This is a genomic window from Pectobacterium peruviense, assembly GCF_002847345.1.
In the GTDB taxonomy this organism is placed as follows: Bacteria; Pseudomonadota; Gammaproteobacteria; order Enterobacterales; family Enterobacteriaceae; genus Pectobacterium; species Pectobacterium peruviense.
In genome coordinates this window covers 183,420-207,777 of sequence record NZ_LXFV01000007.1, presented here as the reverse complement: position 1 = coordinate 207,777, position 24,358 = coordinate 183,420, and the positions used below count along the sequence as shown (strand labels likewise).

The following is a 24,358-nucleotide window of genomic DNA, read 5'->3' as shown; positions in this document are numbered from 1 at the left end:
GGTCAGGCCCGAATTCTTTCACTTTTAACAGGCCTGTTATTAATGAAAAAGATCACTAGCGTATGTCCGTACTGCGGTGCGGGTTGCAAACTCAAACTTGTTGTTGAAGACAACAAGATTATCCGAGCCGAAGCGGCTGACGGCGTCACGAACCAGAATGAACTGTGCCTGAAAGGGTACTACGGGTGGGATTTTCTCAATGACACCCAACTGCTGACTCCCCGCCTAACGCAACCCATGATCCGCTATGAGAAAGGGGGGCGACTGACTCCCGTTTCCTGGGACGAAGCTATCCGCTATACCGCACAGCGTTTTAGCGAGATTAAAGCGAAATATGGCCCGCGCTCCATTATGACCACGGGGTCATCACGCGGGACGGGTAATGAAACAAACTACGTGATGCAGAAATTTGCCCGTGCGGTGCTCAACACCAATAACGTGGACTGCTGCGCACGCGTTTGTCACGGCCCTTCCGTGGCGGGGCTTCAGGAAGTACTGGGTAATGGTGCGATGAGTAACTCCATCAGCGATATCGAAAACTCTAAATGCCTGCTGATCTTTGGTTACAACAGTGCGGACTCGCATCCGATTGTAGCTCGTCGCGTGGTGAAGGCTCATCAGAATGGGGCCAAAATCATCGTTTGCGACCCGCGCCGTATCGAGGCAGCGCGTATTGCCGATCAGCACCTCCAGTTGAACAACGGTAGCAACATGGCATTGGTGAATGCGTTCGGCTATGTCCTGCTGGAAGAGAAACTCTACAACCAGCACTATGTTGACCGTTTTACCGAGGGGCTGGACACCTACCGTGAAATCGTCAAGGACTATGCGCCGGAAGCGGTCGAACATCTCACCGGTGTACCGGCGGTGGATGTGCGCCAGGCAATGAGAACCTTCGCGGCTGCGCCATCAGCGACCATTATGTGGGGAATGGGTGTCACCCAGTTCGGTCAGGCTGTTGATGTTGTTCGTGGGCTGGCGGGGCTGGCGCTGTTGACCGGTAATTTAGGTCGTGAAAATGTGGGCGTCGGCCCGATTAGAGGCCAGAACAATGTACAGGGGGCCTGCGATATGGGGGTACTACCGAACATGTTCCCCGGCTACCAGTCTGTAACGGATCCTGATGTCCGCGCGAAGTTTGCCGATGCCTGGGGAATTTCACCGGCGGTGATGGATGACAGCATCGGAACCCGCATCACCGAAGTGCCGCATATGGCGCTGGAAGGGAAAATCAAAGCCTACTACATCATGGGAGAAGATCCTTTACAGACCGAGGCCGATCTCAGTCTGGTTCGTAGAGGGGTCGAAGCGCTGGATTTTCTGGTGGTTCAGGACATCTTCATGACTAAAACCGCTGAAGTGGCTGATGTGCTGCTGCCAGCTACCTCTTGGGGTGAACACGGCGGCGTATTTACCTGTGCGGATCGTGGGTTCCAACGTTTTGAAAAAGCGATTGAACCGAAAGGCAATGTAAAACGTGACTGGGAGATTATCAGCCTGATCGCCAGCGAAATGGGTTACCCGATGCATTATGCTGATAACCAGCAGATCTGGGACGAAATGCGTAATCTTTGCCCGTTGTTCTATGGTGTCACCTACGAAAAAATGGGCGATATGGGCCATATTCAGTGGCCGTGTCCGACGTTGGATCACCCCGGGACGCCCTATCTGTATCAGGATAGCCACTTTGATACACCGACCGGCAAAGGCAAACTGTTTGCCACGCAGTGGCGTGCGCCAGCGGAAGTGCCGGATGACGCGTACCCGCTGGTGTTGTGCACCGTTCGTGAAGTCGGGCATTACTCCTGCCGTTCCATGACGGGTAATTGTGCTGCGCTACAGGCGCTGGCAGATGAGCCGGGGCGTGTGCAGATGAACCCGCAAGATGCGAATCGACTGGGGATTAAGGATAACAATCTGGTCTGGGTCAGTTCACGACGCGGTAAAGTGATTAGTCGTGCTGATATCAGCGAGCGCATCAATAAAGGCACTATCTACATGACCTACCAGTGGTGGATCGGTGCCTGTAATGAATTGACTCAGGACAATCTGGATCCGATATCCAAAACACCGGAAACCAAGTACTGCGCGGCGAAGGTGGATGTGATTGAGGATCAACGCTGGGCGGAAGACTTTGCCAGTACGTCCTATAACGATATGAAAGCCCGCTTGCGCGCAGCCGTGGCGCATTGAGGCAAGGGGACATGCGGGGCGCAATGGATAACACGGGCGTGGTGCTGAGTATTCGGGGCAAGGTTCAGGGGGTTGGCTTTCGCCCCTGGGTCTGGCAACTGGCGAAACAGATGCATCTGTATGGCGATGTCTGTAATGATGGCGCTGGCGTGCAGATTCGTCTGATATCGGCACCGCAGGCGTTTATCCATGCGCTTCATACACAGTGTCCGCCGCTGGCGCGTATTGATGTGCTGGATCAGTCTGTCATGTGCTGGAAAACGTTACCGACGGATTTTACCATTCGCCCCAGCCATGGCGGCACCATGAATACCCAGATAGCACCGGATGCCGCTACCTGCCCATCTTGTCTCGCTGAAATGAACGATCCGGCGCAGCGGCGCTATCGCTATCCCTTCATTAACTGCACTCACTGCGGGCCGCGTTTTACCATTATTCATGCCATGCCCTATGACCGCCCGTTGACGGTGATGGCGGAGTTTCCGCTTTGTCCAGCCTGTGAGTCGGAATACCGTGATCCCCAAGATCGGCGTTTTCACGCCCAGCCAGTGGCCTGCCCGGATTGCGGCCCTCATGTCTTTTGGCAGGCAGTTGATCGACGTTGTGAGGGTGAAGCGGCTCTTCAGGCTGCGGTAGCGATGTTGAAGGCCGGGGGAATTGTTGCGATCAAGGGGATTGGTGGTTTTCATTTGGCCTGCGACGCCCAAAACGATGAGGCTGTCCGGTTGTTGCGTTTGCGTAAACACCGTCCAGCGAAACCGCTGGCAGTGATGATAGAAAACGCCAGCGGCCTGCCCGAGCTGACGGCAGCGCGGTTAAGCAGCCCGGCAGCGCCAATTGTTCTGGTAGACAAGCGGATAATGGGTTCCCTTAGCGAGGACATCGCCCCTGATCTGAATGACGTGGGGGTTATGTTGCCATCTAACCCATTACAGCATCTGCTGATGCAGGATATCGGACGTCCGCTGGTGATGACGTCGGGAAATCTTAGTGGACGTCCTCCGGCGCTAACCAATGAACAGGCGTTGAGTGAACTGGCTGGTATTGCCGATGGTTGGCTAATGCACAACCGGGGTATTACGCAGCGTATGGACGATTCGCTGCTGGATACGCGCGGCATGATGATACGACGTGCCAGAGGGTTCGTACCGGATGCGATCGCCTTGCCTTCTGGTTTCAAGAATATCCCGCCAATGGTGTGTTTGGGGGCCGACCTGAAAAACACGTTCTGTCTGGTGCGTGGCGAGAGTGCGGTATTGAGCCAGCATCTGGGCGATTTAAGCGACGATGGCGTTGAATCGCAGTGGCGCCGTGCGTTTGATCTGATGTGCCGGGTTTATGACTTCACGCCTCAGCAGGTCGTGGTGGATTCCCACCCCGGCTATCACTCTCTCCGATTGGGGCAGCAGATGGCGTTGCCGTGCCATTACGTTTTGCATCACCACGCCCATATTGCCGCTTGTCTGGCTGAACATGGCTGGCCGTTGGACGGCGGAGCCGTTATTGGTCTGGCGTTAGATGGCGTGGGAATGGGGGCTGAAGGGCAGCTTTGGGGCGGAGAGTGCCTGAAGGTGGATTACCGCGTCTGCGAGAGATTGGGCGGGTTACCGCTGGTCGCTCTGCCGGGGGGCGATCTGGCTGCACGGCAGCCGTGGCGCAATTTTCTGGCGCACTGCCTAGCTTTCGTTCCTGACTGGGAGGCTCTACCGGAAACGGATAGCGTTCGCCGTCATCCTTGGAGGCCTCTGGCCAAAGCGATCGTACGGGGGATCAATTCTCCTACCGCATCGTCCGCTGGGCGGCTTTTTGATGCTGCGGCAGCAGCGCTGGGGTGTACGGCCGAGGTTCAACACTATGAAGGAGAGGCGGCTGGGCGGCTGGAGGCAATGGCTACGCGGTGTGGCGGGGTTGATCATCCAGTGACGCTGCCCTGCATTGCGGGTCAACTGGATATGGTGACCTTCTGGCGGCAGTGGTTGAACTGGCGTGCGGAGCCAGAAGCCCGAGCATGGGCGTTCCATGACGTGCTGGCCGCCGGGCTGGCTTCTCTGGTCCGGCATCATGCACAACGACTGAATATCGGTACCGTCGCCTGCGCGGGCGGTGTGTTCCACAACAGGCTGTTATGTCAGCGGCTGGTGTCTCGTCTTGATGGCCTTAACGTGCTGTTACCTACGCGACTGCCTGCTGGCGATGGTTCAATTTCTTTGGGGCAGGCGGTGATAGCCGCCGCACAGTTACAATCGACTATAAAGGATAAACTTGATGTTACTTCCCGTTCTGCGCAACCATCCCCGTAGCGCGATGCTGTTAATATTGCTGTTGTCGGCAAATCTTGTTTCATGGTGCTGGGCACTGGTTGTGTTCCAGAATAATGGTGCACTGATAGCGGCCTGTTTGCTGGCCTGGTCTTACGGTTTGCGGCACGCGGTGGATGCCGACCATATTGCCGCGATTGATATCGTTACCCGTAAAATGATGCAGCAGGGACAGCGCCCGTTAGGGGTTGGGGCCTGGTTTTCACTCGGGCACTCAACGATTGTGATCTTGGCTACGGTGGCGATTGCTGCGACAGCGGCGGCGTTTCAGAAAGATATCGAGTGGTTCCACGATGTCGGCGGCATTATCGGAACATCGATTTCTGCCTTTTTCCTGTTGGCGATGGCGCTGGTGAATCTGGTTATTTTGCGCGGCGTCTGGCGAAATTTCCGGGCCTTAAAACGTGGTGAACCGCTGCAAAACCGTGATGAGATGGGCGCTTCTGGCGGGATGATGAGTTGGCTTTTCCGCTCCACCTTTCGGATGGTCGATAAAAGCTGGCATATGTATCTGGTCGGTTTTTTGTTTGGGTTGGGCTTCGATACCGCGACGGAAATTGGTGTACTCGGTATCTCCGCTGCCAGCGCCTCTCTCGGTGTATCCATCTGGTCAATTCTCATCTTTCCAGCCTTATTCGCCAGCGGTATGGCGCTGATCGATACCTTGGACAATATCCTGATGGTAGGCGCATATGGATGGGCATTTAACAAACCACAGCGCAAACTGTATTACAACATGACTATCACCGGCGCTTCGGTGGTAGTGGCTCTATTTATTGGCGGCCTTGAGGCTCTGGGGCTGCTGGTGGATAAGTTTGATTTGCAAGGCGGGGCATGGACTGTGGTCAGCGGCCTCAATGATAGCCTTGGCAATGCCGGCTTTATCGTGATTGGTATATTCGTTGTCTTCTGGTGCGTATCGATGCTGATTTATCGCTGGAAAGGCTATGATTCATTGGTGGTAAGCTAGTATCGCTTGTTCTACGTGGGTCGCGTTTTTTGTCGGCTGCGGCAGAATGATCCGATCGGGTGTTAACGATGACAGCATTTCTGCGTTCGTTACCTGCAGGCTGCTGTTATCGAACTGTGGATGCTGATTTATCTATGGGGATTTTCTGGGTAAGGGTAAGACAGAAGTGGTAAGGCTCCGCAGAAGAGCCTTACAAATATGATGAACTGACAGTATTACTCGGCAGCATAACCCTGTGGGGGGATACGCACGCTGTCCAGCCAGGCTTCATTATCACGCATCACCAGTCTGCCGTTCAGGAACCAGTTAATGACCATCGGATAAATCGTGTGCTCATGCGTCTTAACGCGTTCGCTTAGACTTTCTTCCGTATCGTCATTAAATACAGGCACCTTTGCTTGCAGAATCAACGGGCCGCCATCCAGCTCATCAGTGACAAAATGTACGGACGTGCCGTGCTCCCGATCGCTATTTTCCAGCGCCTTACGGTGCGTATGCAATCCAGGATATTTTGGCAGCAGGGACGGGTGAATATTCAGCATTTTTCCTGAAAATTGAGCGACGAACTCCGGACTGAGAATTCGCATATAGCCCGCTAGAACCACCAGCGCTGGTTCATATTGCTCAATTTCGTTTGCCAGTGCCGCATCAAATGCGGCGCGGTCAGCAAAGTCTTCAGGATTCAGGACGCAGGTAGGGATTGCAGCATCCTGTGCGCGTACTAATCCATAAGCCTCCGCATTATTACTGAATACGGCGACGATATTTCCTTTAAGGCGTCCGTTCTTACAGGCGTCAATCAACGCCTGTAAGTTGCTTCCATGACCTGAAACCAAGACAACGATGTTTTTCATCAGTTAATAACCACTGCGTCTCCGGCATCGGTTTGGGTAATGACGCCGATTTTCCATGCGTTTTCGCCGCTGCTGTTGAGTAATGCAACGGCCTCGTCTGCCTGTTCGGCTGGCAGTGCGATGATCATACCAACACCGCAGTTGAAAGTACGATACATTTCGTGGCGGCTAACATTACCGGCCTGTTGCAACCACTTGAAAACTGCAGGCCATTGCCAGCTGGATTCGTCGATAGTTGCCTGCATGCCTTCTGGCAGTACGCGTGGGATATTTTCCCAGAAGCCGCCGCCAGTCAGGTGAGAAATGGCGTGGACATCCACTTTCTCAATCAGGGACAGGATAGATTTTACGTAGATTTTAGTCGGTGCCAGCAGATGGTCGGCCAGTGATTTACCTTCCAGCTCGAATTGCTCTGGATCGGTCTTGCTGACTTCAAGCACTTTACGTACCAGTGAATAACCGTTTGAGTGCGGGCCGCTGGCGGCAAGGGCAACCAGAACATCGCCGTGCTGAACTTTGCTGCCGTCGATGATTTCTGATTTTTCTACGACACCGACGCAGAAGCCAGCAACATCGTAGTCTTCGCCGTGATACATGCCCGGCATTTCGGCAGTTTCGCCACCGACCAGTGCACAGCCTGATTGCTTACAACCTTCCGCGATACCAGTGATCACGCTGGCAGCGGTGTCGACATCCAGCTTGCCTGTTGCGTAATAGTCGAGGAAGAACAGCGGTTCGGCACCTTGAACGACCAGATCGTTCACGCACATTGCAACCAGATCGATACCAATCGTATCGTGGCGCTTCAGGTCCATCGCCAGGCGCAGTTTGGTGCCGACTCCGTCAGTGCCGGAAACCAGAATCGGTTCGCGGTATTTTTGCGGTAAGGCGCACAAGGCACCGAAACCACCCAATCCACCCATAACTTCCGGGCGACGAGTCTGTTTCACTACACCTTTGATACGGTCTACCAATGCATTACCTGCATCGATATCCACGCCTGCGTCTTTATAGCTGAGAGAGGTTTTGTCGGTCACTGCTGAGTCCCCACGAAGGTTACGGGTTGTATTCAAAAACAGACTTGTATTAAAAAACATGGCATTCAGAAAACACGGTATTTGGAAAACATACTGTGGTAAAAATAATGCGCGCTAATTCTAACAGTGTAGGCAATCGTTTGCGAGTGATGAGTCATCGGCTGGCTATTTTTCGTTAATGCCGACAATTTCTCTTCTCGGTTGATCTGGATCAGGCTTAATCGTATGGCGCTAAGTAAAAAAGGCGGTATAATCCCGCGATTTTTTTTACGACGGGCTCTCATGCCCGCCGCCCTGCGGGCCGCCGCAAGCGGTGTTTAAAAACGCATTTAGCGTTTTTTGTCCGTCCACTAGCCGATGGGGAGATAATGATGAAGATCGTCGAGGTGAAACACCCACTCGTCAAACATAAACTGGGTTTGATGCGTGAGAACGATATTAGCACTAAGCGTTTTCGTGAGCTGGCTTCCGAGGTAGGAAGTTTGTTGACTTACGAAGCGACGGCCGACCTGGCAACCGAAAAAGTCACCATTGATGGCTGGTGCGGTCCGGTTGAAGTCGATCAGATCAAAGGCAAGAAAATTACCGTCGTACCGATTCTGCGTGCAGGATTGGGGATGATGGACGGCGTGCTGGAAAATGTCCCTAGCGCGCGTATCAGCGTTGTCGGCATCTACCGTGATGAAGAAACGCTGGAGCCTGTTCCTTATTTCCAAAAGCTGGTTTCCAATATCGAAGAGCGCATGGCGCTGGTTGTTGACCCAATGCTGGCAACCGGTGGTTCAATGATCGCGACGATCGATCTGCTGAAGAAGGCAGGTTGTCACAGTATTAAGGTACTGGTGTTAGTCGCGGCACCGGAAGGGATTGCCGCACTGGAGAAAGCCCATCCGGATGTCGAGCTGTACACGGCATCAATCGATAAAGGCCTTAACGAGCAGGGTTACATCATGCCGGGTCTGGGTGATGCGGGCGATAAAATATTTGGTACGAAATAACAGGTAAGCCGACTTTATAGTCGGCTTTTTTTTGGCGTAAACCTAAGTATTTCCTATGGTTCGCTACAGCCTGTATTACGTCACACGCGTTCTTTTATTACATCAGCAGTCAACATCATCCTGCTTCACTACGATGGGGCGGGGTGAGTCTGGCTGTGATAACAAGTGCGGCTCTACCTGCACAACACTACAGAGGATATTGAAGATGACTCGTCGCGCCATCGGGGTGAGTGAACGACCCCCCTTGTTACAAACCATCCCGTTGAGTTTCCAGCATCTGTTCGCGATGTTTGGCGCTACCGTTCTGGTACCCATTCTGTTCAAGATCAACCCGGCAACCGTGCTGTTATTCAACGGTGTGGGTACGCTGCTTTATTTATTCATTTGTAAGGGAAAAATCCCGGCGTATTTGGGATCGAGCTTCGCATTTATTTCCCCAGTATTACTGCTACTGCCGTTGGGATATGAAGTTGCGCTGGGTGGCTTCATTATGTGCGGCGTGTTGTTCTGTCTGGTGGCGCTGATTGTTCAGAAAGCGGGTACTGGCTGGCTGAATGTACTGTTTCCGCCTGCGGCAATGGGGGCGATTGTCGCTGTCATCGGCCTTGAACTGGCGGGTGTGGCGGCAGGAATGGCTGGGTTGTTGCCTGCGGATGGTGCATCTGTGGATTCCACCGCGGTGACGATTTCACTAGCGACGCTGGCGATCACCATTCTGGGATCGGTGCTGTTTCGCGGCTTTCTGGCGATCATCCCGATTCTGATTGGGGTACTGGCTGGCTATGCGCTGTCATTTGCGCTGGGTGTCGTTGACTTGACCCCAATTCGTGAAGCGCACTGGTTCGCGATGCCAACATTCTATACGCCGCGTTTTGAGTGGTTTGCTATTCTGGCGATTCTGCCTGCGGCGCTAGTGGTGATTGCGGAACACGTTGGCCACTTGGTTGTGACGGCGAATATTGTGAAGAAAGATCTGATGCGCGATCCGGGGCTACATCGTTCCCTGTTCGCCAACGGGATTTCTACCGTGTTATCTGGTTTCTTCGGCTCTACGCCGAATACGACCTACGGCGAAAATATCGGCGTGCTGGCAATTACCAAAGTGTACAGCACCTGGGTTATCGGCGGTGCGGCGATCCTTGCGATTCTGCTTTCCTGCGTGGGCAAACTGGCTGCGGCGATTCAGGCTGTACCGGTTCCTGTCATGGGTGGCGTGTCGCTACTGCTGTACGGCGTGATCGGTGCATCCGGTATTCGCGTGCTGATTGAATCTAAAGTGGATTACAACAAAGCGCAAAACCTGATCCTGACCTCCGTGATTCTGATCATCGGCGTCAGCGGCGCGAAAGTGCATCTTGGCTCGACCGAGCTGAAAGGCATGGCGCTGGCGACAGTTGTTGGTATCGGTATGAGTCTGGTGTTTAAGGTCATCAGCCTGTTCCGTAAAGAGGAAGAGATCCTCGATGCGCCGGAAGAGAACGACACTCGTTCATAACCGCGTCATTCTCCTTGTTGAGGCCGTGCGTATCGCGGCCTCAACAGGGCCAGGTTTCTGTGGTAAACTCGATCCGTTTTCCTGCCCGTTTTGCTTGAGGTGATTCTGAACACGCCGGCACAGCTTTCATTGCCACTCTATTTACCCGATGACGAAACATTTGCCAGTTTCTATCCGGGTGAAAACGCGTCTCTTCTTGCCGCCGTCAATAATGCGTTGTATCAAGAGCATGGTAGCTACATCTATTTCTGGTCACGCGAAGGGGGCGGGCGCAGCCATCTGCTGCATGCAGCCTGCGCCGAGCTGTCGCGTCAGGAACGCGCGGTGGGCTATGTGCCGTTAGATAAACGTGCCTACTTTGTGCCGGACGTGCTGGAAGGCATGGAACAGCTGGCACTGGTGTGTATCGACAACATCGAATCGATTGCAGGCGATGAAGCGTGGGAAATGGCGGTATTCAATCTGTATAACCGCATTCAGGAAACGGGACGAGCCCGGCTGTTAATTACCGGCGATCGTCCGCCGCGTCAGTTGAATTTACGTCTGCCCGACCTTGCTTCTCGTCTCGACTGGGGACAAATCTACAAGCTACAACCGTTGTCGGATGATGAAAAGGGTGAGGCGTTACAGCTTCGTGCCAGACTGCGTGGGTTCGAATTGCCGGAAGACGTGAGTCGTTTTCTGCTCAAGCGTTTGGATCGGGAAATGCGCACGTTATTTATGACGCTCGATCAGCTTGACCATGCATCCATCACTGCACAGCGCAAGCTGACCATTCCTTTTGTGAAAGAGATCCTCGGGCTGTAGCTGAAGATTGCTGACGACTATCGTTTCAACGATCACTCACAACTACCTACATTACAACGACAGAATCTCCAGCACCTGTTCTGGCGGGCGTCCAATGCGCGCCTGACCCTGTGCCACGACGATAGGGCGCTCGATAAGTTTCGGATTATCGACCATCGCCTGAATAAGCTGTGCTTCTGTCAGCGCGGCGTCGGACAATCCCAACTGCTGATAAATCTCTTCTTTGGTTCGCATCAACTCGCGTGCACTGCTAAAGCCTAACTGCTGGATAAGCTGAGCCAGCGTTGCGGCATTAGGCGGTGTGTCGAGATAGAGCACGACGTCTGGGGCAATATTGTGCTCTTGCAGCAGCGCCAGCGTTTCGCGGCTCTTGGAGCAGCGCGGGTTGTGGTAAATTGTCACGGATGCTTTGGTTGAAGATGCTGTCATCGTTATGCTCCTTGTCAGGATTTCTGGTACTGGCGGAAACGCTGCTGCAACTGACGGAGTTGGTCGATACGGGCGTCGTAGCGCGCCTGCTCCAGACTCCCCAATTTGACCAGTGAACTTGCGTTGCTCAGTAACCGAATAGATTGATCGAGCTGACCGTTAAGCGCCAGACTCTCTGCGCGTGCAGCCAGCTCTTCTGCGCGCTGTCCTTGGGCTGCTGCGGTTTGCGCCAGCAGATCCCAGCCGTTCGGATCGTCAGGGTGCGCATAGGTGTAGCGATACAATATTTTGCCGGCAGCCGCAGGCTGTTTACCTTCAACATAGGCATTGGCCAGATTAAGCTGAAGTACTGGGTTAGCCTGCATTCCGGGCACATTTTGTAAACGTGCGATAGCCTGCGTCGTGCGATTTTGTCCCAGATCGATGTCGGTCATCATGTCCAGAAACCACGGATTGTCAGGCGCGCTGCTTAGGAGCGGTTGTAACACGTTACGTGCTTCATCGTACTTCTTCGCCTGATAAAGCTGAATCGCACGGCCATACTTCGCGGCCAGCTGTTCCCGTACGTTACCCTTTTCCCATTGCACCAGCAGATCGTCGTTCAGCGGGCGATCCGGTGAGCCATACATGCCAAAGGTGCGTATCTTGGCGAACAAGAAATCTTGAGAAGACTGCACTGGTGTTGAGCGCATCTGGTTGGCGCGGTTGCGTGCATCAGACAGGCGACTTTCTGGCAATGGGTGGGTCAGCAGCATTTCTGGAGGTTTTGAAGCATAACGCGATTGATCAGCCAGCTTTTGCAGGAAATTCGGCATAGCTTGCGGATCAAAGCCCGCGCGCTGTAGCACTTGAATCCCGATGCGGTCTGCTTCTTGTTCATTCAGCTGTGTGAAGGTAATCATTCCCTGCTGTGCGCCCGCTAGCGTACCGCTGAGCGCTGCCATCCCCAACTGTGGGTTGGCCATTGCCAACAGGATGGAGCCGAGTGCGCCGACCCAGGTGAGTGGGGCGCTGCGCTGCTGAGATTCCATGCTGCGCGCTAAATGTCGTTGGGTAACGTGAGAAATTTCATGCGCCAGCACGGAGGCCAGCTCGCTTTCGCTATCGGCATAACGGAACAGGGCGGAATGCAGTACTACGTTGCCGCCGAAGAAGGCGAAGGCGTTGATGTCGTCATTACGGATCAGATAAAAATGGAACGGCGTGCGCACGGAATCGGCCTGTTTGACCAATCTGTTGCCGAGCTGATTAATGTAATTGGACAGCAGTGGATCGTTGATAAGCGGCGCGCCCGCTCGTAGCTGACGGACGTAAAAGTCGCCCATCGCCAGCTCCTGATTGATACTGAGCGTACCGCCTGCGGTGGTGCCGATATCCGGCAGTCGATCCTGCGTGTCGGCCTGAGCAGGAAGCAGGTTGCCAGCCAGTAGCGCCCCAAACAGGACGGACATGACCGTTTTTCTTAACCGAATAGACATAACGGAAGATAACCTTATCAACAGCTAACGTGAAAGCATTCTGCCGACTATCTTAGCCAGCGATGGCAGACAAAGAAATGCCCGAACGGGAAAAACGTGGTGAAGAGAGAAAAAGGCAGGAAAAACCGGCACGTATGACGGTGCCGGTGGACGATCTGAAAACCGCGAATCAGGCGCTTTTCAGATAATTGAGAACGATGTCGTGGTGGTTGCTGGTTTTGAAGTCGTCAAAAACCTTCTCTACCTTGCCGTCTTCATCGATCAGGAAACTGATGCGATGAATACCGTCATAGGTTTTCCCCATGAACGTTTTCTCTCCCCAAACGCCAAATCCTTCTGAAACCTGATGATCCTCATCAGAAAGCAGCGTGAAATTTAAGACCTCTTTCTCGACAAAACGGGACAGTTTTTCTGATTTGTCCGTGCTAATACCGAGAACTTCAACACCACGTTTTTTCAAATCATCCATGTTATCGCGCAGGCCACAAGCCTGAACGGTGCATCCTGGCGTCATCGCTTTAGGGTAGAAATACACCAACACTTTCTGTCCCTGGAAGTCGGTTAAATTTACTTGTTCGCCATCTTGGTCGGGCAAGCTAAATTTCGGTGCAATATCACCGGCTTTCAGTGTGTTCATCACGACTCTCCGTCTTGTTTCTCTTTATGCTGTGGGTATACCCATAAATAGACTATTGGGCATAGTTAACGACGCTAATACTGCCTTGTGCGTGCAGTTCTGTACATAGCTGATGAAAGGCTGGCTCAATAATTGAGCTATCAAGCGTAGCAGAACTGTGTGCGGCAATCTGAATATACAGCTGCGGCGGTTTGCCACCCTCGGCGGGCTGCGTTTTGGAAACCAGCTCGGCAATGTTTAACTGGTGAGAATCGAACAAATCGGTAAAACGCTCAATGATGTGAGGGGAGTCGGCAACGTCAACCTTGACCCAAACGGTAGAAGGGGTTGGCTGACTGGCCTGTGACTCCGTCCGTTTCATCACGATCAGCAAATCCATCTCTGCGCCTTTCAGCGGCAGGGTAGATTCAATCAGCGTTATCGCGTTCCAACTGCCGGACAGCAGCATAATAAACGTGAATTCTTTGCCCAGCATGGCAAGACGGCTATCTTCGATATTGCAGCCACAGCTACTGACGTGGCGGGTAATCGCATTGACAATACCGGAGCGATCAACCCCCAGTGCGGTAATAACCAGATAGTGTTCTTGTGAGCTTGGCAACATCATGCTTCCTGTCTTTTTTCCCATTAATACATGGTAAACATAAAAAATTGCCTGGAGCAATTTTTAACGCCGTTTACGGCGGCCCAAAGGGCGGCGGGCAGGGATAGCCCGCCGTAAAAAACGGGAGCAATTTTTAACGCCGCTTGCTGTCGCTTAGACAATATTTCGTGATTACGGGCATTCCGCGTTAAGGTGAGTTCTGGTCACCAGAGATAAAGCGCTTTTAACCATGCGACGCCATCACGTTAATAACGACTGGGTAAAACAGGCTCAGCATCCTGCTTCGTTCGAGCGAATTGAGGCTTTCTTCCGTGGGCATGGCTACGAACCCCATCGGCATGACACCTATGCGATTGGGCGGACGCTATCCGGCGTGCAGCGTTTTCACTATCGCGGCAGCCTGTGCAATAGCGTGCCGGGGGGAACGTTGGTGCTTCATCCGGATGAGATCCATGATGGCGAGGCGGGTTCTGTCGACGGTTTTCAGTATCGTATGATTTACCTTGAACCTGCATTGATCCAAAAAATCCTCGGCGGTAAACCCCTACCTTTCATTAACGGCGGCATATCCAACGATCCACGCCTGTTTGCTGCAACGGAACCGTTGCTCAGGGCGATGGAAGACGCTTTCGATGAACTGGAGGAAGATGATGCGCTCTACGATCTGGCGCAGGCGCTGTCTGCCGTTGGTGGGCAACGATATCAGCGGCGTTTATTCGACTATCATGCTGCTGAACGGGCGCGTGAATATATTCATGATGCCTTTGATAAGGCGATTACGCTTGATGAGCTGGCGCAGGTGAGCGGTCGGGATCGCTGGAGTCTGACGCGCGATTTCCGCGCACTCTTTGGCACGACGCCCTATCGCTATGTCACCATGCGTCGCCTCGAACACTGTCGGCGACTCATGTTGGCGGGTGACAACCTCGCCGATATTGCCGCTCTTGCAGGCTTCGCTGACCAAAGCCACATGACGCGCCATTTCGTTAAAGCGTTTGGCATTTCCCCCGGTCATTGGCAGCGCATGTTCACTACGTTTTAGCCTGCTTGCACAATCGTTCAATACAGTCGCTACTCTGCTTCGCTAACCTGAAGGCGTCATCATAAGGAGAGACAGTATGTATAAATCGATTAATTTTGCCCAAAAGTTAGCGTTATTTGACGATCGCTGGCAGCCGAAAGTGATTGCTGAGATGAATGACTATCAATTCAAGATCGTTAAGATTCAGGGCGATTTCATCTGGCATTCCCATCCCGATACGGACGAAACGTTCATTGTGCTGGAAGGTCAATTGAGAATTGATTTTCGTGACGGCGATGTGCGTATCAATGCAGGGGAAATGTATGTCGTCCCGCGCGGCGTTGAGCATAAGCCTTATGCAGAACACGAAGTGAAACTGCTGCTCATTGAACCGAAAGGCGTGTTGAATACGGGTCATGAAGGTGGCGAACGGACGGCTGAAAATGATATTTGGATTTGATCAGTCGGGAAAAAAATGCCGTAAAACGTCTTACGAGTGACATCTCCGTCGCAGTGAACGGACTGCTTTTGTGCCAAAACATCAGAAGCATTTTTAATTTCGTTTGCTGCGTCATAAAAAAACCTGCGTCAGACGCCTACAACGCCCTTGTCCGCTTGCTTTTGCATAGAGGTCAAAAGTACCATGAAGCACTTGTTTGTGGAGGGGATGGCCAATGTTTACGGGAAGTATTGTTGCGCTAGTTACGCCGATGGACGCCAAAGGCGCCGTCGATCGGGCGAGCTTGAAAAAACTGATTGATTATCATGTCGCTAGCGGTACATCGGCGATTGTCTCTGTCGGCACAACGGGCGAGTCTGCCACGCTGAGCCATGACGAACATGGCGATGTCGTGCTGCTGACGCTGGAACTGAGCGACGGACGTATTCCTGTTATCGCGGGAACGGGTGCTAATGCCACCGCTGAAGGCGTTTCTCTGACCAAACGGTTTCATGGCACGGGCGTTGTTGGCTGCCTGACGGTCACACCGTACTACAATAAACCGACGCAGGAAGGTCTATACCAGCACTTCAAAGCGATCGCCGAGCATACCGATCTGCCGCAAATCCTGTATAACGTACCTTCCCGCACTGGCTGCGACATGCTGCCGGAAACCGTTGCCCGTTTGTCCGAAGTGAAAAATATTGTCGCAATTAAAGAAGCGACGGGGAACTTAAGTCGGGTAAGCCAGATCCAAGAGCTGGTTAGTGAAGACTTCATTTTGCTGAGCGGCGATGACGCCAGCGGTCTGGACTTTATGCAACTCGGCGGTAAAGGTGTGATTTCCGTGACAGCGAATATCGCTGCGCGTGAAATGGCAGAACTTTGCAAGCTGGCGGCGCAGGGCAATTTTGTCGAAGCGCGCCGTTTAAATCAGCGCCTGATGCCACTGCATCAGAAATTATTTGTTGAACCCAATCCTATCCCAGTGAAATGGGCTTGTAAGGAATTGGGACTCATGGCGACCGATACGCTGCGCCTGCCGATGACACCGCTGACCGATTCAGGTCGTACGGTGATGGGGCAAGCACTTAAGCAAGCGGGTCTGCTGTAATCGTTAGGGAGATTTAATGAGTTATTCATTACAAAAGTCGATGGTGGCGAAAGTCGTTGGCTTATCACTCGTGATGTTGCTTGCGGCTTGTTCCAGCGATCAACGCTATAAGCGTCAGGTCAGTGGCGATGAATCCTATCTGAAGGCACCGGCGCAGCACGCGCTGAATACGCCTGCCGGGATGATTTTACCGGTGCAGAACGGGGATTTTGATATACCGCCAGTTACCCTGAATGGCGCGGTCGGCAAAGAGCTGGATATTCGTCCTCCAGTACAGCCATTGGCTTTGTTGAATGGTTCCCGTACCCAGACCTCAGGAGATACGGCAACGCTGTTGTTAGAAAACAGCGCGCAAAACAGCCAGATCTGGTCTCAGGTTATCCGCGTGCTGCAAGACAAAGCGTTTACCATTGCCAACCGTCAGGATGCCAGCCAAACGCTGACGACTGACTGGATTTCATGGCCGCGTGAAGATGAAAACGTTCCGTATCAGGGGCGTTATCAGATTTCCGTACAGCAGCAGGGTTATCAGGTTGCTCTAATCGTGAAACTGCTGGGCTTACAACTGAACGGTCAGCCGGTGACGACGAGCGATCAGACGCAGCGCTACGCTGGCCTGATGCTGAATGTCCTCAGCAATGGTCTGGACTCTCAGGCAACGGCACGCGAAAATGCGCTGGCAAACCGCACCGTTGGTTCGTTGGATGTGCAGAGCGGCGCGGATGACACTGGTCTGCCATTGCTGATTGTGCGCGGTCCGTACACCGTTGTGTGGGAGCGTCTGCCTGTCGCGTTGGACAAGATCGGCATGAAGGTTAACGATCGCAGCCGTCCGCAGGGTTCTGTTTCCGTGACGTATCGAGCACCAAGCGGCGGAACCTGGGATGACCTGGGCGCGAAAAACCCTGAACTGCCTAACGGCGATTACAAATTGCAGGTCGGTGATTTAGATAACCGCAGCAGTCTGCAATTTATCGATTCCAAAGGACATACGCTAACCCAGTCGCAGAACGATGCACTGGTGGCCGTATTCCAGGCGGCGTTCAGTAAATAACGCATAAACCAAGGGTCGGATTATCCGGCCCTTCTTCATTCAACAATCTCTACCCTAATTGACGGGCGCTATCGGCAACCGTTCGGGGAAGCGTTAAATATCGGGTCGTATTTTTTGACCCTCACTGTGTGGAGTAATTAAAGATGCAAAAGCTAGCTGAGCTGTATCGTGGAAAGGCGAAAACCGTCTACACCACCGAAGATCCCGATCTACTGGTGCTGGAATTTCGCAATGATACATCAGCAGGAGACGGTGCGCGCATTGAGCAGTTTGATCGTAAAGGAATGGTGAATAACAAGTTCAACCATTTCATCATGAGCAAACTGGAAGAAGCCGGAATCCCAACCCAAATGGTGAGCCTGCTGTCTGACAATGAAGTGCTGGTGAAGAAACTGGAGATGGTGCCGGTCGAGTGTGTCGTGCGCAACCGCGCGGCGGGATCGCTGGTAAAACGTCTGGGTATCGAAGAAGGCATCGAGCTGAATCCGCCGTTGTTCGATCTGTTCCTGAAAAACGATGCCATGCATGACCCGATGGTGAACGAATCTTACTGTAAGACGTTCGGCTGGGTGAACGAAGAGAATCTGGCTCGCATGAAGGAACTGAGCTACAAAGCGAACGATGTGCTGAGCAAACTGTTTGGCGACGCTGGGCTGATTCTGGTCGACTTCAAGCTGGAGTTTGGTTTGTTCAAAGGCGAAGTGGTGCTGGGTGATGAGTTCTCACCAGACGGTAGCCGCCTGTGGGACAAAGAAACGCTGAACAAAATGGATAAAGACCGTTTCCGTCAGAGCCTTGGTGGTTTGATTGAAGCGTATGAAGAAGTTGCGCACCGTATCGGCGTAAAATTAGACTAACTGCGCAATCGTTTACGTTCAGGTCGCTAATCGGCAATATACTGGCGACCTGAATGTTTTACCTATTTCCCTCTCGAAAAACCGCCTTTCTCTTCTCGTCTTTGTCCGAATGATTTGCTGACCTGTCCCTCACTCCGATTAGTGCTATTATCGCGGTTTGCTTAACGCGCAACCTGACTACTTTCGACAGACTCTCATCCATGGCTTACTTCGATCCAACGTTGTTAATTCTGCTCGTCCTGGCGGGGCTGGGTATCATCAGCCACAACATGACCGTCACGCTGGCGATTCTGGTGCTGCTGGCGATACGCATCACGCCGTTGAACAGCTATTTCCCGTGGGTAGAAAAATACGGTCTGAGCATCGGTATCGTTGTTCTGACGATTGGCGTGATGGCACCGATTGCCAGCGGAAAAATTACCGCCAGTGAAGTGATGCATTCCTTCCTGCATTGGAAATCTCTGCTGGCGATTCTGATTGGTGTCGCGGTGTCCTGGCTTGGCGGACGCGGTGTGTCGCTGATGAGCAACCAACCCTCGGTTGTAGCGGGGCTGCTGGTGGGAACCGTCATGGGCGTGGCGCTGTTTCGCGGTGTGCCCGTCGGGCCGCTGATCGCCGCAGGGCTACTTTCTCTGCTGATCGGCAAGACCTGACCGATCTGGCGCGTGTGATGATATTGCGTGATTTTCTCCACAGCCAACACCAGCAGCAACGCTATGGCGTCCGGCGACTGCTGGTGCTGAGCGGTGAGGCGAACTGGTGTGAAGAACAGGCGCTAACGCTTAGCCGCCAGTCAACGGGCGACTGGCTATGGATTAGCGAACACGCACCTGACTCTGTCACTTCGCTGCCAGCCAGTCGTGTTCGGACATTACTGGGGCGAGAGTTTCTTCACGCGGTATTTGATGCGCGCAGCGGTGTGGATGTCGAAGCGCTGGCGATGCTGTCTGGCACGCTACAGGCTGGTAGCTGGCTGATTATGCTGGTTCCGTCGTGGCAGGAATGGCCGACACTGCCGGATCAAGACAGCCTGCGTTGGAGCGAAAACGCGCAGCCGATTGCTACTCCGCACTTTATTCAGCATTTTCAGCGACAGCTGCTGGCCGATGACGATGTGGTTCTCTGGCAACAAGGTCAAGAACCCGCGATTCCGCCACTGGCTGTAAGAGCAGACTGGCTGCCTGCGCAGGGTGAACCGACCGCGCAACAGCAGCACATCTTGCATGAACTGAATACGGCCGAGTCTGGCGTATTTGTGATTACTGCACCGCGCGGGCGGGGAAAATCGACGCTGGCGGGAATGCTGACGCAGCGTAGTCGCGGAGTCTGCTGGATCACCGCACCTTCCCGTTCGGCGACGGATATTCTGCAACAGCACGCGCGCGGCGATGCGCCATTCTGGGCACCGGATGCGCTGTTGGCACACTGTCGCCTTCATGGTGCACCTGATGTTGATTGGCTGCTGATTGATGAAGCGGCGGCGATTCCGTCTTCTGTACTGACTGCGCTGTTGCCCTATTTTCCTCGTATTTTGATGACCACGACGGTGCAGGGGTATGAAGGCACGGGCCGGGGTTTTCTGCTGAAGTTTTGTGCGGCATTGCCGCAGTGTCGCGTATTTTCGCTGGACGATCCTCTGCGCTGGGCCGCTAACGATCCGCTAGAACGCGTGCTGGATCAGGCGCTATTGTTCAACGAACCAGCCTTGCTTCATTCTCCGCTGAATCTCGCTGATGGCGCTCTGACTCTGCCTTCTGCTGAACTGAATATTCGAACTGAACGTGCCGACGACTGGTTGGCACACCCCGAACGCCTGACGTGGTGCTACGCGCTATTGTGCAGTGCTCATTATCGTACCTCGCCGTTGGATCTGCGCCGTCTGATGGATGCGCCGGGCATGCACATTGCCAGCGCACAGGTGGCGGATGATATTTGTGGCGTGTTGTGGCTGGTGGAGGAAGGCGGGCTGTCTGAGTCACTGGCCCATGACGTCTGGGCTGGACGGCGACGCCCGCGCGGTAATCTGGTGGCGCAATCGCTGGCGGCGCATGCTGGCCTGTGGAATGCGCCGATGCTGCGTGCACGTCGCGTGAGCCGGATTGCGATTGCGTCGTCATCTCGCCGACAGGGGATAGGGCGAGCATTAATCGAAGAGCAGATTCGTGAGGCACAACAGCAGGCGCTGGATTATCTGTCGGTTAGCTTCGGCTATCAGCCAGATCTGTGGGTGTTCTGGGAATCGTGTGGGTTTCAATTGGTGCGTATCGGCAGTCATCTTGAGGCCAGTAGTGGCTGCTATAGCGCGATGGCGATACTGCCGCTAAGTGAGGCGGGGTATGAACTGGCGCAGCAGGGAAGCCAGCAATTGGCGCGTGACTGGTATTGGCTACAACGCATGATTCCGCTGAGCCTCGCACTGCCGCAGACGGAAAATACGGAGCTGTATACCGAAAGTATTGCGCTGAATGACGACGACTGGCGTGAGCTGGCGGGATTTGCGTTTGCGCATCGGCCTATGGAGGCTAGTTTTGCCGCGATCTGCCGCCTGCTGATCCACTCCTCGTTGCCGCAGCCTGCGCTACGTCTGTTGGCGGAAACACCGGATGAAAGCGAACAGACGGCTGCTACGTTAGGGCTAACGGGCAAGAAGGCGCTCCTGAAGCGTTGGCGAGAAGAAACCACCAGTGCGCTAATCGATCTTGATGCGCAACGGTGCGAGCGCTGGCGAAGAAGCGTAATGTAGGTATAGATAGCAACACTAAAGCTGCTCATCGCGTAATTTTGTCAGAGACGCGTCGCGAATTTTTGCAGCACGTTTGCTATTTCCAATGCTTCCGATGCAGAGAGCTCAACGGGATCGTGATGTTCTGTCATTGCCTGGATCTGGATAGATGTGCCTTGTTCGATCCAAATGCGAACGGCTCCATCACTGGTTTCAAAATAGTTTTTCGTTGATTCGTCTTGCATGGTTATTCACCCGAGTAGGACAGTGTGTGGATGTGTTGTCTGAATCCTTTTAAACCCACGAACAACGGCCTTAACCGTGCCTCGATAACAATGTTAATCGTTACTTGTCATGGCTATTCGACCATTTTTTTACTATTGAATCATCAGGTTTATTGGAGTGGCGGCAGGCGTATCTACTTTTTCGCTATCATGCTGACGCTGACGCTGACGCTGACAGCGTGGCTGCCAGCATCATGGATTATCAGAAGGACGCGTCAACGCCGCGTTATGAAGGTGCAGACTACGGTATCAGTCCAGCTGTGATTTGAAGGTGGGTGCACGACGAAGCAATTCCCACAGCGTTTCCTGCAAGGGGATTTTCTGCGCTTCTGACAGCTGTGGGTAGCGCTGATAAAATGCGTCCTCTTTCGCGGAAAAATCCGAGTTCTCCTGAAGCCACTGTTCACGTAGCGCGGTAATTTGCTCATCCGTTAGTTTTTTGCTCGGCGTGGCGTCTTCCTGTGCCTGAAACCAGCGGAAGCGCTTATCTGGCGTTGCGCGTTCTTCTCTGCTCCATCCGTCTTTAATTTGCAGGATCTGCGCCAGCGCGAAGCCAAGAGTGGTGCTGATGCTGCGCCAGCTATCAGCGTCGGACGCGGCAGGCGGCGGCGATAGGCTGGCGAGTATTGTTGCAATATTCTTTTCCAGGCCCAGTTCGGTAGCCGCTTTTTCTTCCCAGCTTATTGCCTGCTGATGCAGTGCCGTCCATTCGCTTTCTGCCACGGCTTCGCCCGCTAACAGCCGTGAAATTGCCTGAATCCACTGCTGGCGCAAGCCGTCTACGGTTTCATCTACCAGCCAGTCAGACCACGGATTTCCTTCGTGACTTAACCAGTGGTGCAGCCATTGCAGCGCCACGCCATCTACCGTTTTTCCCGGAGCGAGAGCCGCAAAGAGGGCATCAACCTGTTCTGGTGTGGTGCTCGGCAGTTTTTCCAGCAGCAGCCCGAGTGCGGCCGGTAATCCGGTGATGCGTTCAAAGATGCGAATATCTGCACTGTGCGCCAGTGCAGCAGAGACTGAGCCTTTGTTGTCCTGCCAGTAGGGGGAAAATGCGTGTTCGATATTACCGTCCGCCGCATGTTGACGTAGCCGCTGGTGGAGGAAAGTGTGCAGTGAAGCATCACCATAGAACGTGCTCCACGTAACGCGAGTGTCTGCCAGCGGCTGTGCGGTGTTCTGTATCGCAATCTCGTGCGATTCCAGCCAGCCGCGTAGCTGTGCCAGCGTTTTCACGCCGATCTGCCGTGAAATCTCTTGCCCATTTTTAAACAGCAGCAGCGTAGGAATACCACGCACGCCAAAACGCTGCATGAATGCCGGATATTGCTCCACATCCAGCTTGGCGACGGTCAGGTTGTCTGGCGTGTTATCGGCAATCGTGTTCAGCAGAGGAGCCAGCGTTTTACACGGCTGGCACCAGGGTGCCCACAGGTCGAGCAGAATGGGTTTGTCGCTAGTCGTGAGCAACGCATCCAGCGAGGTATCGTTGGCAGTGATAATGGCGTCTGACATGGTGTCTCCGTTTAGAGAAAATCGTGAGTAAGTTAAGTAGGGAGCAATGAACCGTGACGCACGGCTTACTGCGAGCCGCCTACGGTCATGTTGTCGATACGAAGCGTTGGCTGGCCGACGCTGACGGGCAAGGATTGGCCTTCCTTGGTACAGGCGATATTGCCGTCATCCAACGCCAGATTGTTGCCCACCATCGCGACGTGCAGCAGTGCTTCTGGTCCGTGACCAATCAGCGTGGCACCTTTAACCGGGCGAGTGACGCGTCCATTTTCAATCAGGTAGGCTTCGGTGGTGGAAAAAACGTATTTCCCGCTGCTGATATCAACCTGCCCGCCGCCGAAGCCGACGGCGTAGAGGCCATTTTTGACCGACGCGATCACTTCTTCGGCGGGATATTGTCCTGCCAGCATGTAGGTGTTGGTCATGCGCGGCAGCGGCAGCGCGGAGTAGGAAGCCCGACGTGCATTGCCCGTCAGGGCGGTATTCATCAGTCTGGCGTTGAGGCTGTCCTGTAAATACCCGCGCAGGATGCCGTCCTCGATTAATGTCGTGCACTGCGACGGCGTGCCTTCATCGTCCACATGCAGCGAACCCCGCCGGTTGGCGAGCGTGCCGTCATCCACGACGGTAATGCCCGGCGCGGCGACGCGTTCTCCTAACAGACTGGAAAATGCGGAACTGCCTTTGCGATTAAAATCGCCTTCCAACCCGTGCCCGATAGCTTCATGCAGCAAAATGCCGGGCGAACCTGCACCGAGGATTACGCTGTAAGTGCCTGCTGGCACCGGACTGGCATCCAGATTATTCAGCGCTTGATCGACAGCCTGATTAACCCACTGGCTGACCGTCTCGTCAGCAAAGAATCGGTAGTCGAGGCGTCGCCCGCCACCGCTGGAACCATTCTCCCTGCGACCCTGCTGTTCGACGACGACATTGATGACCAGATTCACCAGCGGGCGAACATCGGTGGCGAGCCGACCGTCATGTCGGGCGATCAGAATGGTTTCGTGTGAAGCATTCAGGTAGGCCGTTACCTGCGTCACGCGGGGATCGCGGGCGCGCGCCTGTCTGTCGATCGAGAGCAGAAGCTGACGTTTATGTTCCTCGGTTACGGCCAGTAAGGGATTGTCTGACGGATAGAGTGCGGTTGTGCCGTGCGGCAGCGATGCGGGTAATGCCACCGTGGCGTTCTGTCCCTGACGGCTGATTTCTCTTACGGTATTGGCCGCTTGCAGAATCGCCTGCGGACGGAGGTCATTCGTGTAGGAGAACGCCGTTTTCTCGCCGCTGACGGCGCGGACGCCAACGCCCTGATCGCGACTAAATCCTGTTGGGCGCACGATGCCGTTTTCTAACTGCCAGCCTTCCTGCTGGCGGCGCTGAAAATAGAGATCGGCATAGTCCACCTGACGCTGCATGATGTGGTTCAGTGCGTGCGTTATCTCCGTCGTTTCCAGCGAAAATGCCGACAGCGCAGGTGAGACTGGCGCTCTGGAAGCGTGTATTGCCATGATGGTGATCCTGTTTCTGTG

General features: G+C 53.8%; 22 protein-coding genes. 13 read left to right on the top strand and 9 right to left on the bottom strand.

Annotated features, from left to right (window positions below; translation table 11 throughout):
• Nucleotides 1-42: 42 nt before the first annotated feature.
• From fdhF to A0G03_RS07995, 3 genes are read left to right on the top strand one after another with little or no spacing between them, the layout of a single operon-like run.
• On the top strand, nucleotides 43-2,193 hold the full coding sequence (gene fdhF, locus A0G03_RS08005; RefSeq protein ID WP_048259289.1) for a formate dehydrogenase subunit alpha: 2,151 nt from the start codon (nucleotides 43-45) through the stop codon (nucleotides 2,191-2,193).
• Nucleotides 2,194-2,204: 11 nt separating this feature from the next.
• Complete coding sequence (gene hypF, locus A0G03_RS08000; protein ID WP_048259220.1) at nucleotides 2,205-4,493, top strand: carbamoyltransferase HypF; 2,289 nt, start codon at nucleotides 2,205-2,207, stop codon at nucleotides 4,491-4,493.
• Nucleotides 4,459-5,481 (top strand): HoxN/HupN/NixA family nickel/cobalt transporter, encoded by a 1,023-nt coding sequence (locus A0G03_RS07995; protein WP_043878024.1) that lies wholly within the window; start codon nucleotides 4,459-4,461, stop codon nucleotides 5,479-5,481. Before hypF ends, A0G03_RS07995 begins: the two co-directional genes overlap by 35 nt.
• 215 nt (nucleotides 5,482-5,696) lie before the next feature.
• Here the strand turns inward: A0G03_RS07995 and purN are convergent, their stop codons facing one another.
• Together purN and purM are read right to left on the bottom strand one after the other, a co-directional pair.
• Nucleotides 5,697-6,335: a phosphoribosylglycinamide formyltransferase gene (gene purN, locus A0G03_RS07990; RefSeq protein ID WP_048259221.1), complete on the bottom strand. Its 639-nt coding sequence runs from the start codon at nucleotides 6,333-6,335 to the stop codon at nucleotides 5,697-5,699.
• Nucleotides 6,335-7,372, bottom strand: coding sequence for a phosphoribosylformylglycinamidine cyclo-ligase (purM, locus tag A0G03_RS07985; protein WP_048259222.1), 1,038 nt, complete (start codon nucleotides 7,370-7,372; stop codon nucleotides 6,335-6,337). The genes purN and purM overlap by 1 nt, the downstream gene beginning before the upstream one ends.
• 371 nt (nucleotides 7,373-7,743) lie before the next feature.
• On the opposite strand from purM, the gene upp reads away from it, so the two are divergent.
• The 3 genes from upp to hda all read left to right on the top strand — a co-directional run bounded on the left by upp (nucleotide 7,744) and on the right by hda (nucleotide 10,672).
• Entirely contained in the window at nucleotides 7,744-8,370 is a 627-nt protein-coding gene (upp, locus tag A0G03_RS07980) for a uracil phosphoribosyltransferase (protein WP_010307474.1), read from the top strand.
• 205 nt (nucleotides 8,371-8,575) lie between these two features.
• A complete protein-coding gene (uraA, locus tag A0G03_RS07975) occupies nucleotides 8,576-9,865 on the top strand; it encodes a uracil permease (protein ID WP_039290705.1) in 1,290 nt (429 codons plus the stop codon).
• A 99-nt stretch (nucleotides 9,866-9,964) separates the two neighbouring features.
• Complete coding sequence (gene hda / locus A0G03_RS07970) at nucleotides 9,965-10,672, top strand: DnaA inactivator Hda (RefSeq protein ID WP_039296286.1); 708 nt, start codon at nucleotides 9,965-9,967, stop codon at nucleotides 10,670-10,672.
• 51 nt (nucleotides 10,673-10,723) lie between these two features.
• Here the strand turns inward: hda and arsC are convergent, their stop codons facing one another.
• The 4 genes from arsC to A0G03_RS07950 all read right to left on the bottom strand — a co-directional run bounded on the left by arsC (nucleotide 10,724) and on the right by A0G03_RS07950 (nucleotide 13,820).
• On the bottom strand, nucleotides 10,724-11,101 hold the full coding sequence (gene arsC, locus A0G03_RS07965; RefSeq protein ID WP_048259223.1) for an arsenate reductase (glutaredoxin): 378 nt from the start codon (nucleotides 11,099-11,101) through the stop codon (nucleotides 10,724-10,726).
• A gap of 14 nt (nucleotides 11,102-11,115) precedes the next feature.
• Complete coding sequence (gene bepA / locus A0G03_RS07960) at nucleotides 11,116-12,579, bottom strand: beta-barrel assembly-enhancing protease (RefSeq protein ID WP_048259224.1); 1,464 nt, start codon at nucleotides 12,577-12,579, stop codon at nucleotides 11,116-11,118.
• Between the two features lie 169 nt (nucleotides 12,580-12,748).
• Nucleotides 12,749-13,216, bottom strand: coding sequence for a thioredoxin-dependent thiol peroxidase (gene bcp, locus A0G03_RS07955; protein WP_048259225.1), 468 nt, complete (start codon nucleotides 13,214-13,216; stop codon nucleotides 12,749-12,751).
• A gap of 52 nt (nucleotides 13,217-13,268) precedes the next feature.
• A complete protein-coding gene (locus A0G03_RS07950) occupies nucleotides 13,269-13,820 on the bottom strand; it encodes a glycine cleavage system transcriptional repressor (RefSeq protein WP_039301919.1) in 552 nt (183 codons plus the stop codon).
• 229 nt (nucleotides 13,821-14,049) lie between these two features.
• Here A0G03_RS07950 and A0G03_RS07945 point away from each other — a divergent pair, with 229 nt between their 5' ends.
• The 7 genes from A0G03_RS07945 to A0G03_RS07915 all read left to right on the top strand — a co-directional run bounded on the left by A0G03_RS07945 (nucleotide 14,050) and on the right by A0G03_RS07915 (nucleotide 21,048).
• Entirely contained in the window at nucleotides 14,050-14,862 is an 813-nt protein-coding gene (locus A0G03_RS07945; protein ID WP_048259226.1) for an AraC family transcriptional regulator, read from the top strand.
• Between the two features lie 76 nt (nucleotides 14,863-14,938).
• Complete coding sequence (locus tag A0G03_RS07940; RefSeq protein WP_048259227.1) at nucleotides 14,939-15,301, top strand: cupin domain-containing protein; 363 nt, start codon at nucleotides 14,939-14,941, stop codon at nucleotides 15,299-15,301.
• Nucleotides 15,302-15,515: 214 nt separating this feature from the next.
• Nucleotides 15,516-16,394 carry a 4-hydroxy-tetrahydrodipicolinate synthase gene (gene dapA, locus A0G03_RS07935; protein ID WP_010301562.1) on the top strand — a complete coding sequence of 293 codons (879 nt, stop codon included), beginning with the start codon at nucleotides 15,516-15,518 and terminating at the stop codon, nucleotides 16,392-16,394.
• Between the two features lie 16 nt (nucleotides 16,395-16,410).
• Entirely contained in the window at nucleotides 16,411-17,448 is a 1,038-nt protein-coding gene (bamC, locus tag A0G03_RS07930) for an outer membrane protein assembly factor BamC (protein ID WP_048259228.1), read from the top strand.
• A 143-nt stretch (nucleotides 17,449-17,591) separates the two neighbouring features.
• Nucleotides 17,592-18,305, top strand: a complete 714-nt coding sequence (gene purC, locus A0G03_RS07925) for a phosphoribosylaminoimidazolesuccinocarboxamide synthase (RefSeq protein WP_015839428.1) — start codon at nucleotides 17,592-17,594, stop codon at nucleotides 18,303-18,305.
• A gap of 200 nt (nucleotides 18,306-18,505) precedes the next feature.
• The gene (locus A0G03_RS07920; protein ID WP_048259229.1) at nucleotides 18,506-18,958 is read left to right on the top strand and encodes a DUF441 domain-containing protein; all 453 of its coding nucleotides are present in this window, start codon (nucleotides 18,506-18,508) and stop codon (nucleotides 18,956-18,958) included.
• A gap of 17 nt (nucleotides 18,959-18,975) precedes the next feature.
• Nucleotides 18,976-21,048 (top strand): tRNA(Met) cytidine acetyltransferase TmcA, encoded by a 2,073-nt coding sequence (locus A0G03_RS07915; protein ID WP_048259230.1) that lies wholly within the window; start codon nucleotides 18,976-18,978, stop codon nucleotides 21,046-21,048.
• 41 nt (nucleotides 21,049-21,089) lie between these two features.
• Here A0G03_RS07915 and A0G03_RS07910 read toward each other — a convergent pair whose 3' ends face one another.
• From A0G03_RS07910 to tldD, 3 genes are all read right to left on the bottom strand, one after another.
• The gene (locus tag A0G03_RS07910) at nucleotides 21,090-21,272 is read right to left on the bottom strand and encodes a hypothetical protein (RefSeq protein ID WP_189315245.1); all 183 of its coding nucleotides are present in this window, start codon (nucleotides 21,270-21,272) and stop codon (nucleotides 21,090-21,092) included.
• 288 nt (nucleotides 21,273-21,560) lie between these two features.
• Entirely contained in the window at nucleotides 21,561-22,826 is a 1,266-nt protein-coding gene (gene trxA, locus A0G03_RS07900; RefSeq protein ID WP_048259233.1) for a thioredoxin, read from the bottom strand.
• Between the two features lie 65 nt (nucleotides 22,827-22,891).
• The gene (gene tldD, locus A0G03_RS07895; protein ID WP_048259234.1) at nucleotides 22,892-24,337 is read right to left on the bottom strand and encodes a metalloprotease TldD; all 1,446 of its coding nucleotides are present in this window, start codon (nucleotides 24,335-24,337) and stop codon (nucleotides 22,892-22,894) included.
• Between the last annotated feature and the right edge of the window lie 21 nt (nucleotides 24,338-24,358).

Excerpts from the sequence above, each read along its gene's own strand:
- arsC (WP_048259223.1), bottom strand. The coding sequence starts at position 11,101 with ATGACAGCATCTTCAACCAAAGCATCCGTGACAATTTACCACAACCCG.
- A0G03_RS07910 (WP_189315245.1), bottom strand. The coding sequence starts at position 21,272 with ATGCAAGACGAATCAACGAAAAACTATTTTGAAACCAGTGATGGAGCC.
- uraA (WP_039290705.1), top strand. The coding sequence starts at position 8,576 with ATGACTCGTCGCGCCATCGGGGTGAGTGAACGACCCCCCTTGTTACAA.
- tldD (WP_048259234.1), bottom strand. The coding sequence starts at position 24,337 with ATGGCAATACACGCTTCCAGAGCGCCAGTCTCACCTGCGCTGTCGGCA.
- purC (WP_015839428.1), top strand. The coding sequence starts at position 17,592 with ATGCAAAAGCTAGCTGAGCTGTATCGTGGAAAGGCGAAAACCGTCTAC.
- fdhF (WP_048259289.1), top strand. The coding sequence starts at position 43 with ATGAAAAAGATCACTAGCGTATGTCCGTACTGCGGTGCGGGTTGCAAA.
- dapA (WP_010301562.1), top strand. The coding sequence starts at position 15,516 with ATGTTTACGGGAAGTATTGTTGCGCTAGTTACGCCGATGGACGCCAAA.
- A0G03_RS07940 (WP_048259227.1), top strand. The coding sequence starts at position 14,939 with ATGTATAAATCGATTAATTTTGCCCAAAAGTTAGCGTTATTTGACGAT.
- A0G03_RS07920 (WP_048259229.1), top strand. The coding sequence starts at position 18,506 with ATGGCTTACTTCGATCCAACGTTGTTAATTCTGCTCGTCCTGGCGGGG.
- bepA (WP_048259224.1), bottom strand. The coding sequence starts at position 12,579 with ATGTCTATTCGGTTAAGAAAAACGGTCATGTCCGTCCTGTTTGGGGCG.
- A0G03_RS07950 (WP_039301919.1), bottom strand. The coding sequence starts at position 13,820 with ATGTTGCCAAGCTCACAAGAACACTATCTGGTTATTACCGCACTGGGG.
- A0G03_RS07945 (WP_048259226.1), top strand. The coding sequence starts at position 14,050 with ATGCGACGCCATCACGTTAATAACGACTGGGTAAAACAGGCTCAGCAT.
- bcp (WP_048259225.1), bottom strand. The coding sequence starts at position 13,216 with ATGAACACACTGAAAGCCGGTGATATTGCACCGAAATTTAGCTTGCCC.
- bamC (WP_048259228.1), top strand. The coding sequence starts at position 16,411 with ATGAGTTATTCATTACAAAAGTCGATGGTGGCGAAAGTCGTTGGCTTA.
- A0G03_RS07995 (WP_043878024.1), top strand. The coding sequence starts at position 4,459 with ATGTTACTTCCCGTTCTGCGCAACCATCCCCGTAGCGCGATGCTGTTA.
- upp (WP_010307474.1), top strand. The coding sequence starts at position 7,744 with ATGAAGATCGTCGAGGTGAAACACCCACTCGTCAAACATAAACTGGGT.
- trxA (WP_048259233.1), bottom strand. The coding sequence starts at position 22,826 with ATGTCAGACGCCATTATCACTGCCAACGATACCTCGCTGGATGCGTTG.
- hypF (WP_048259220.1), top strand. The coding sequence starts at position 2,205 with ATGCGGGGCGCAATGGATAACACGGGCGTGGTGCTGAGTATTCGGGGC.
- A0G03_RS07915 (WP_048259230.1), top strand. The coding sequence starts at position 18,976 with ATGATATTGCGTGATTTTCTCCACAGCCAACACCAGCAGCAACGCTAT.
- purN (WP_048259221.1), bottom strand. The coding sequence starts at position 6,335 with ATGAAAAACATCGTTGTCTTGGTTTCAGGTCATGGAAGCAACTTACAG.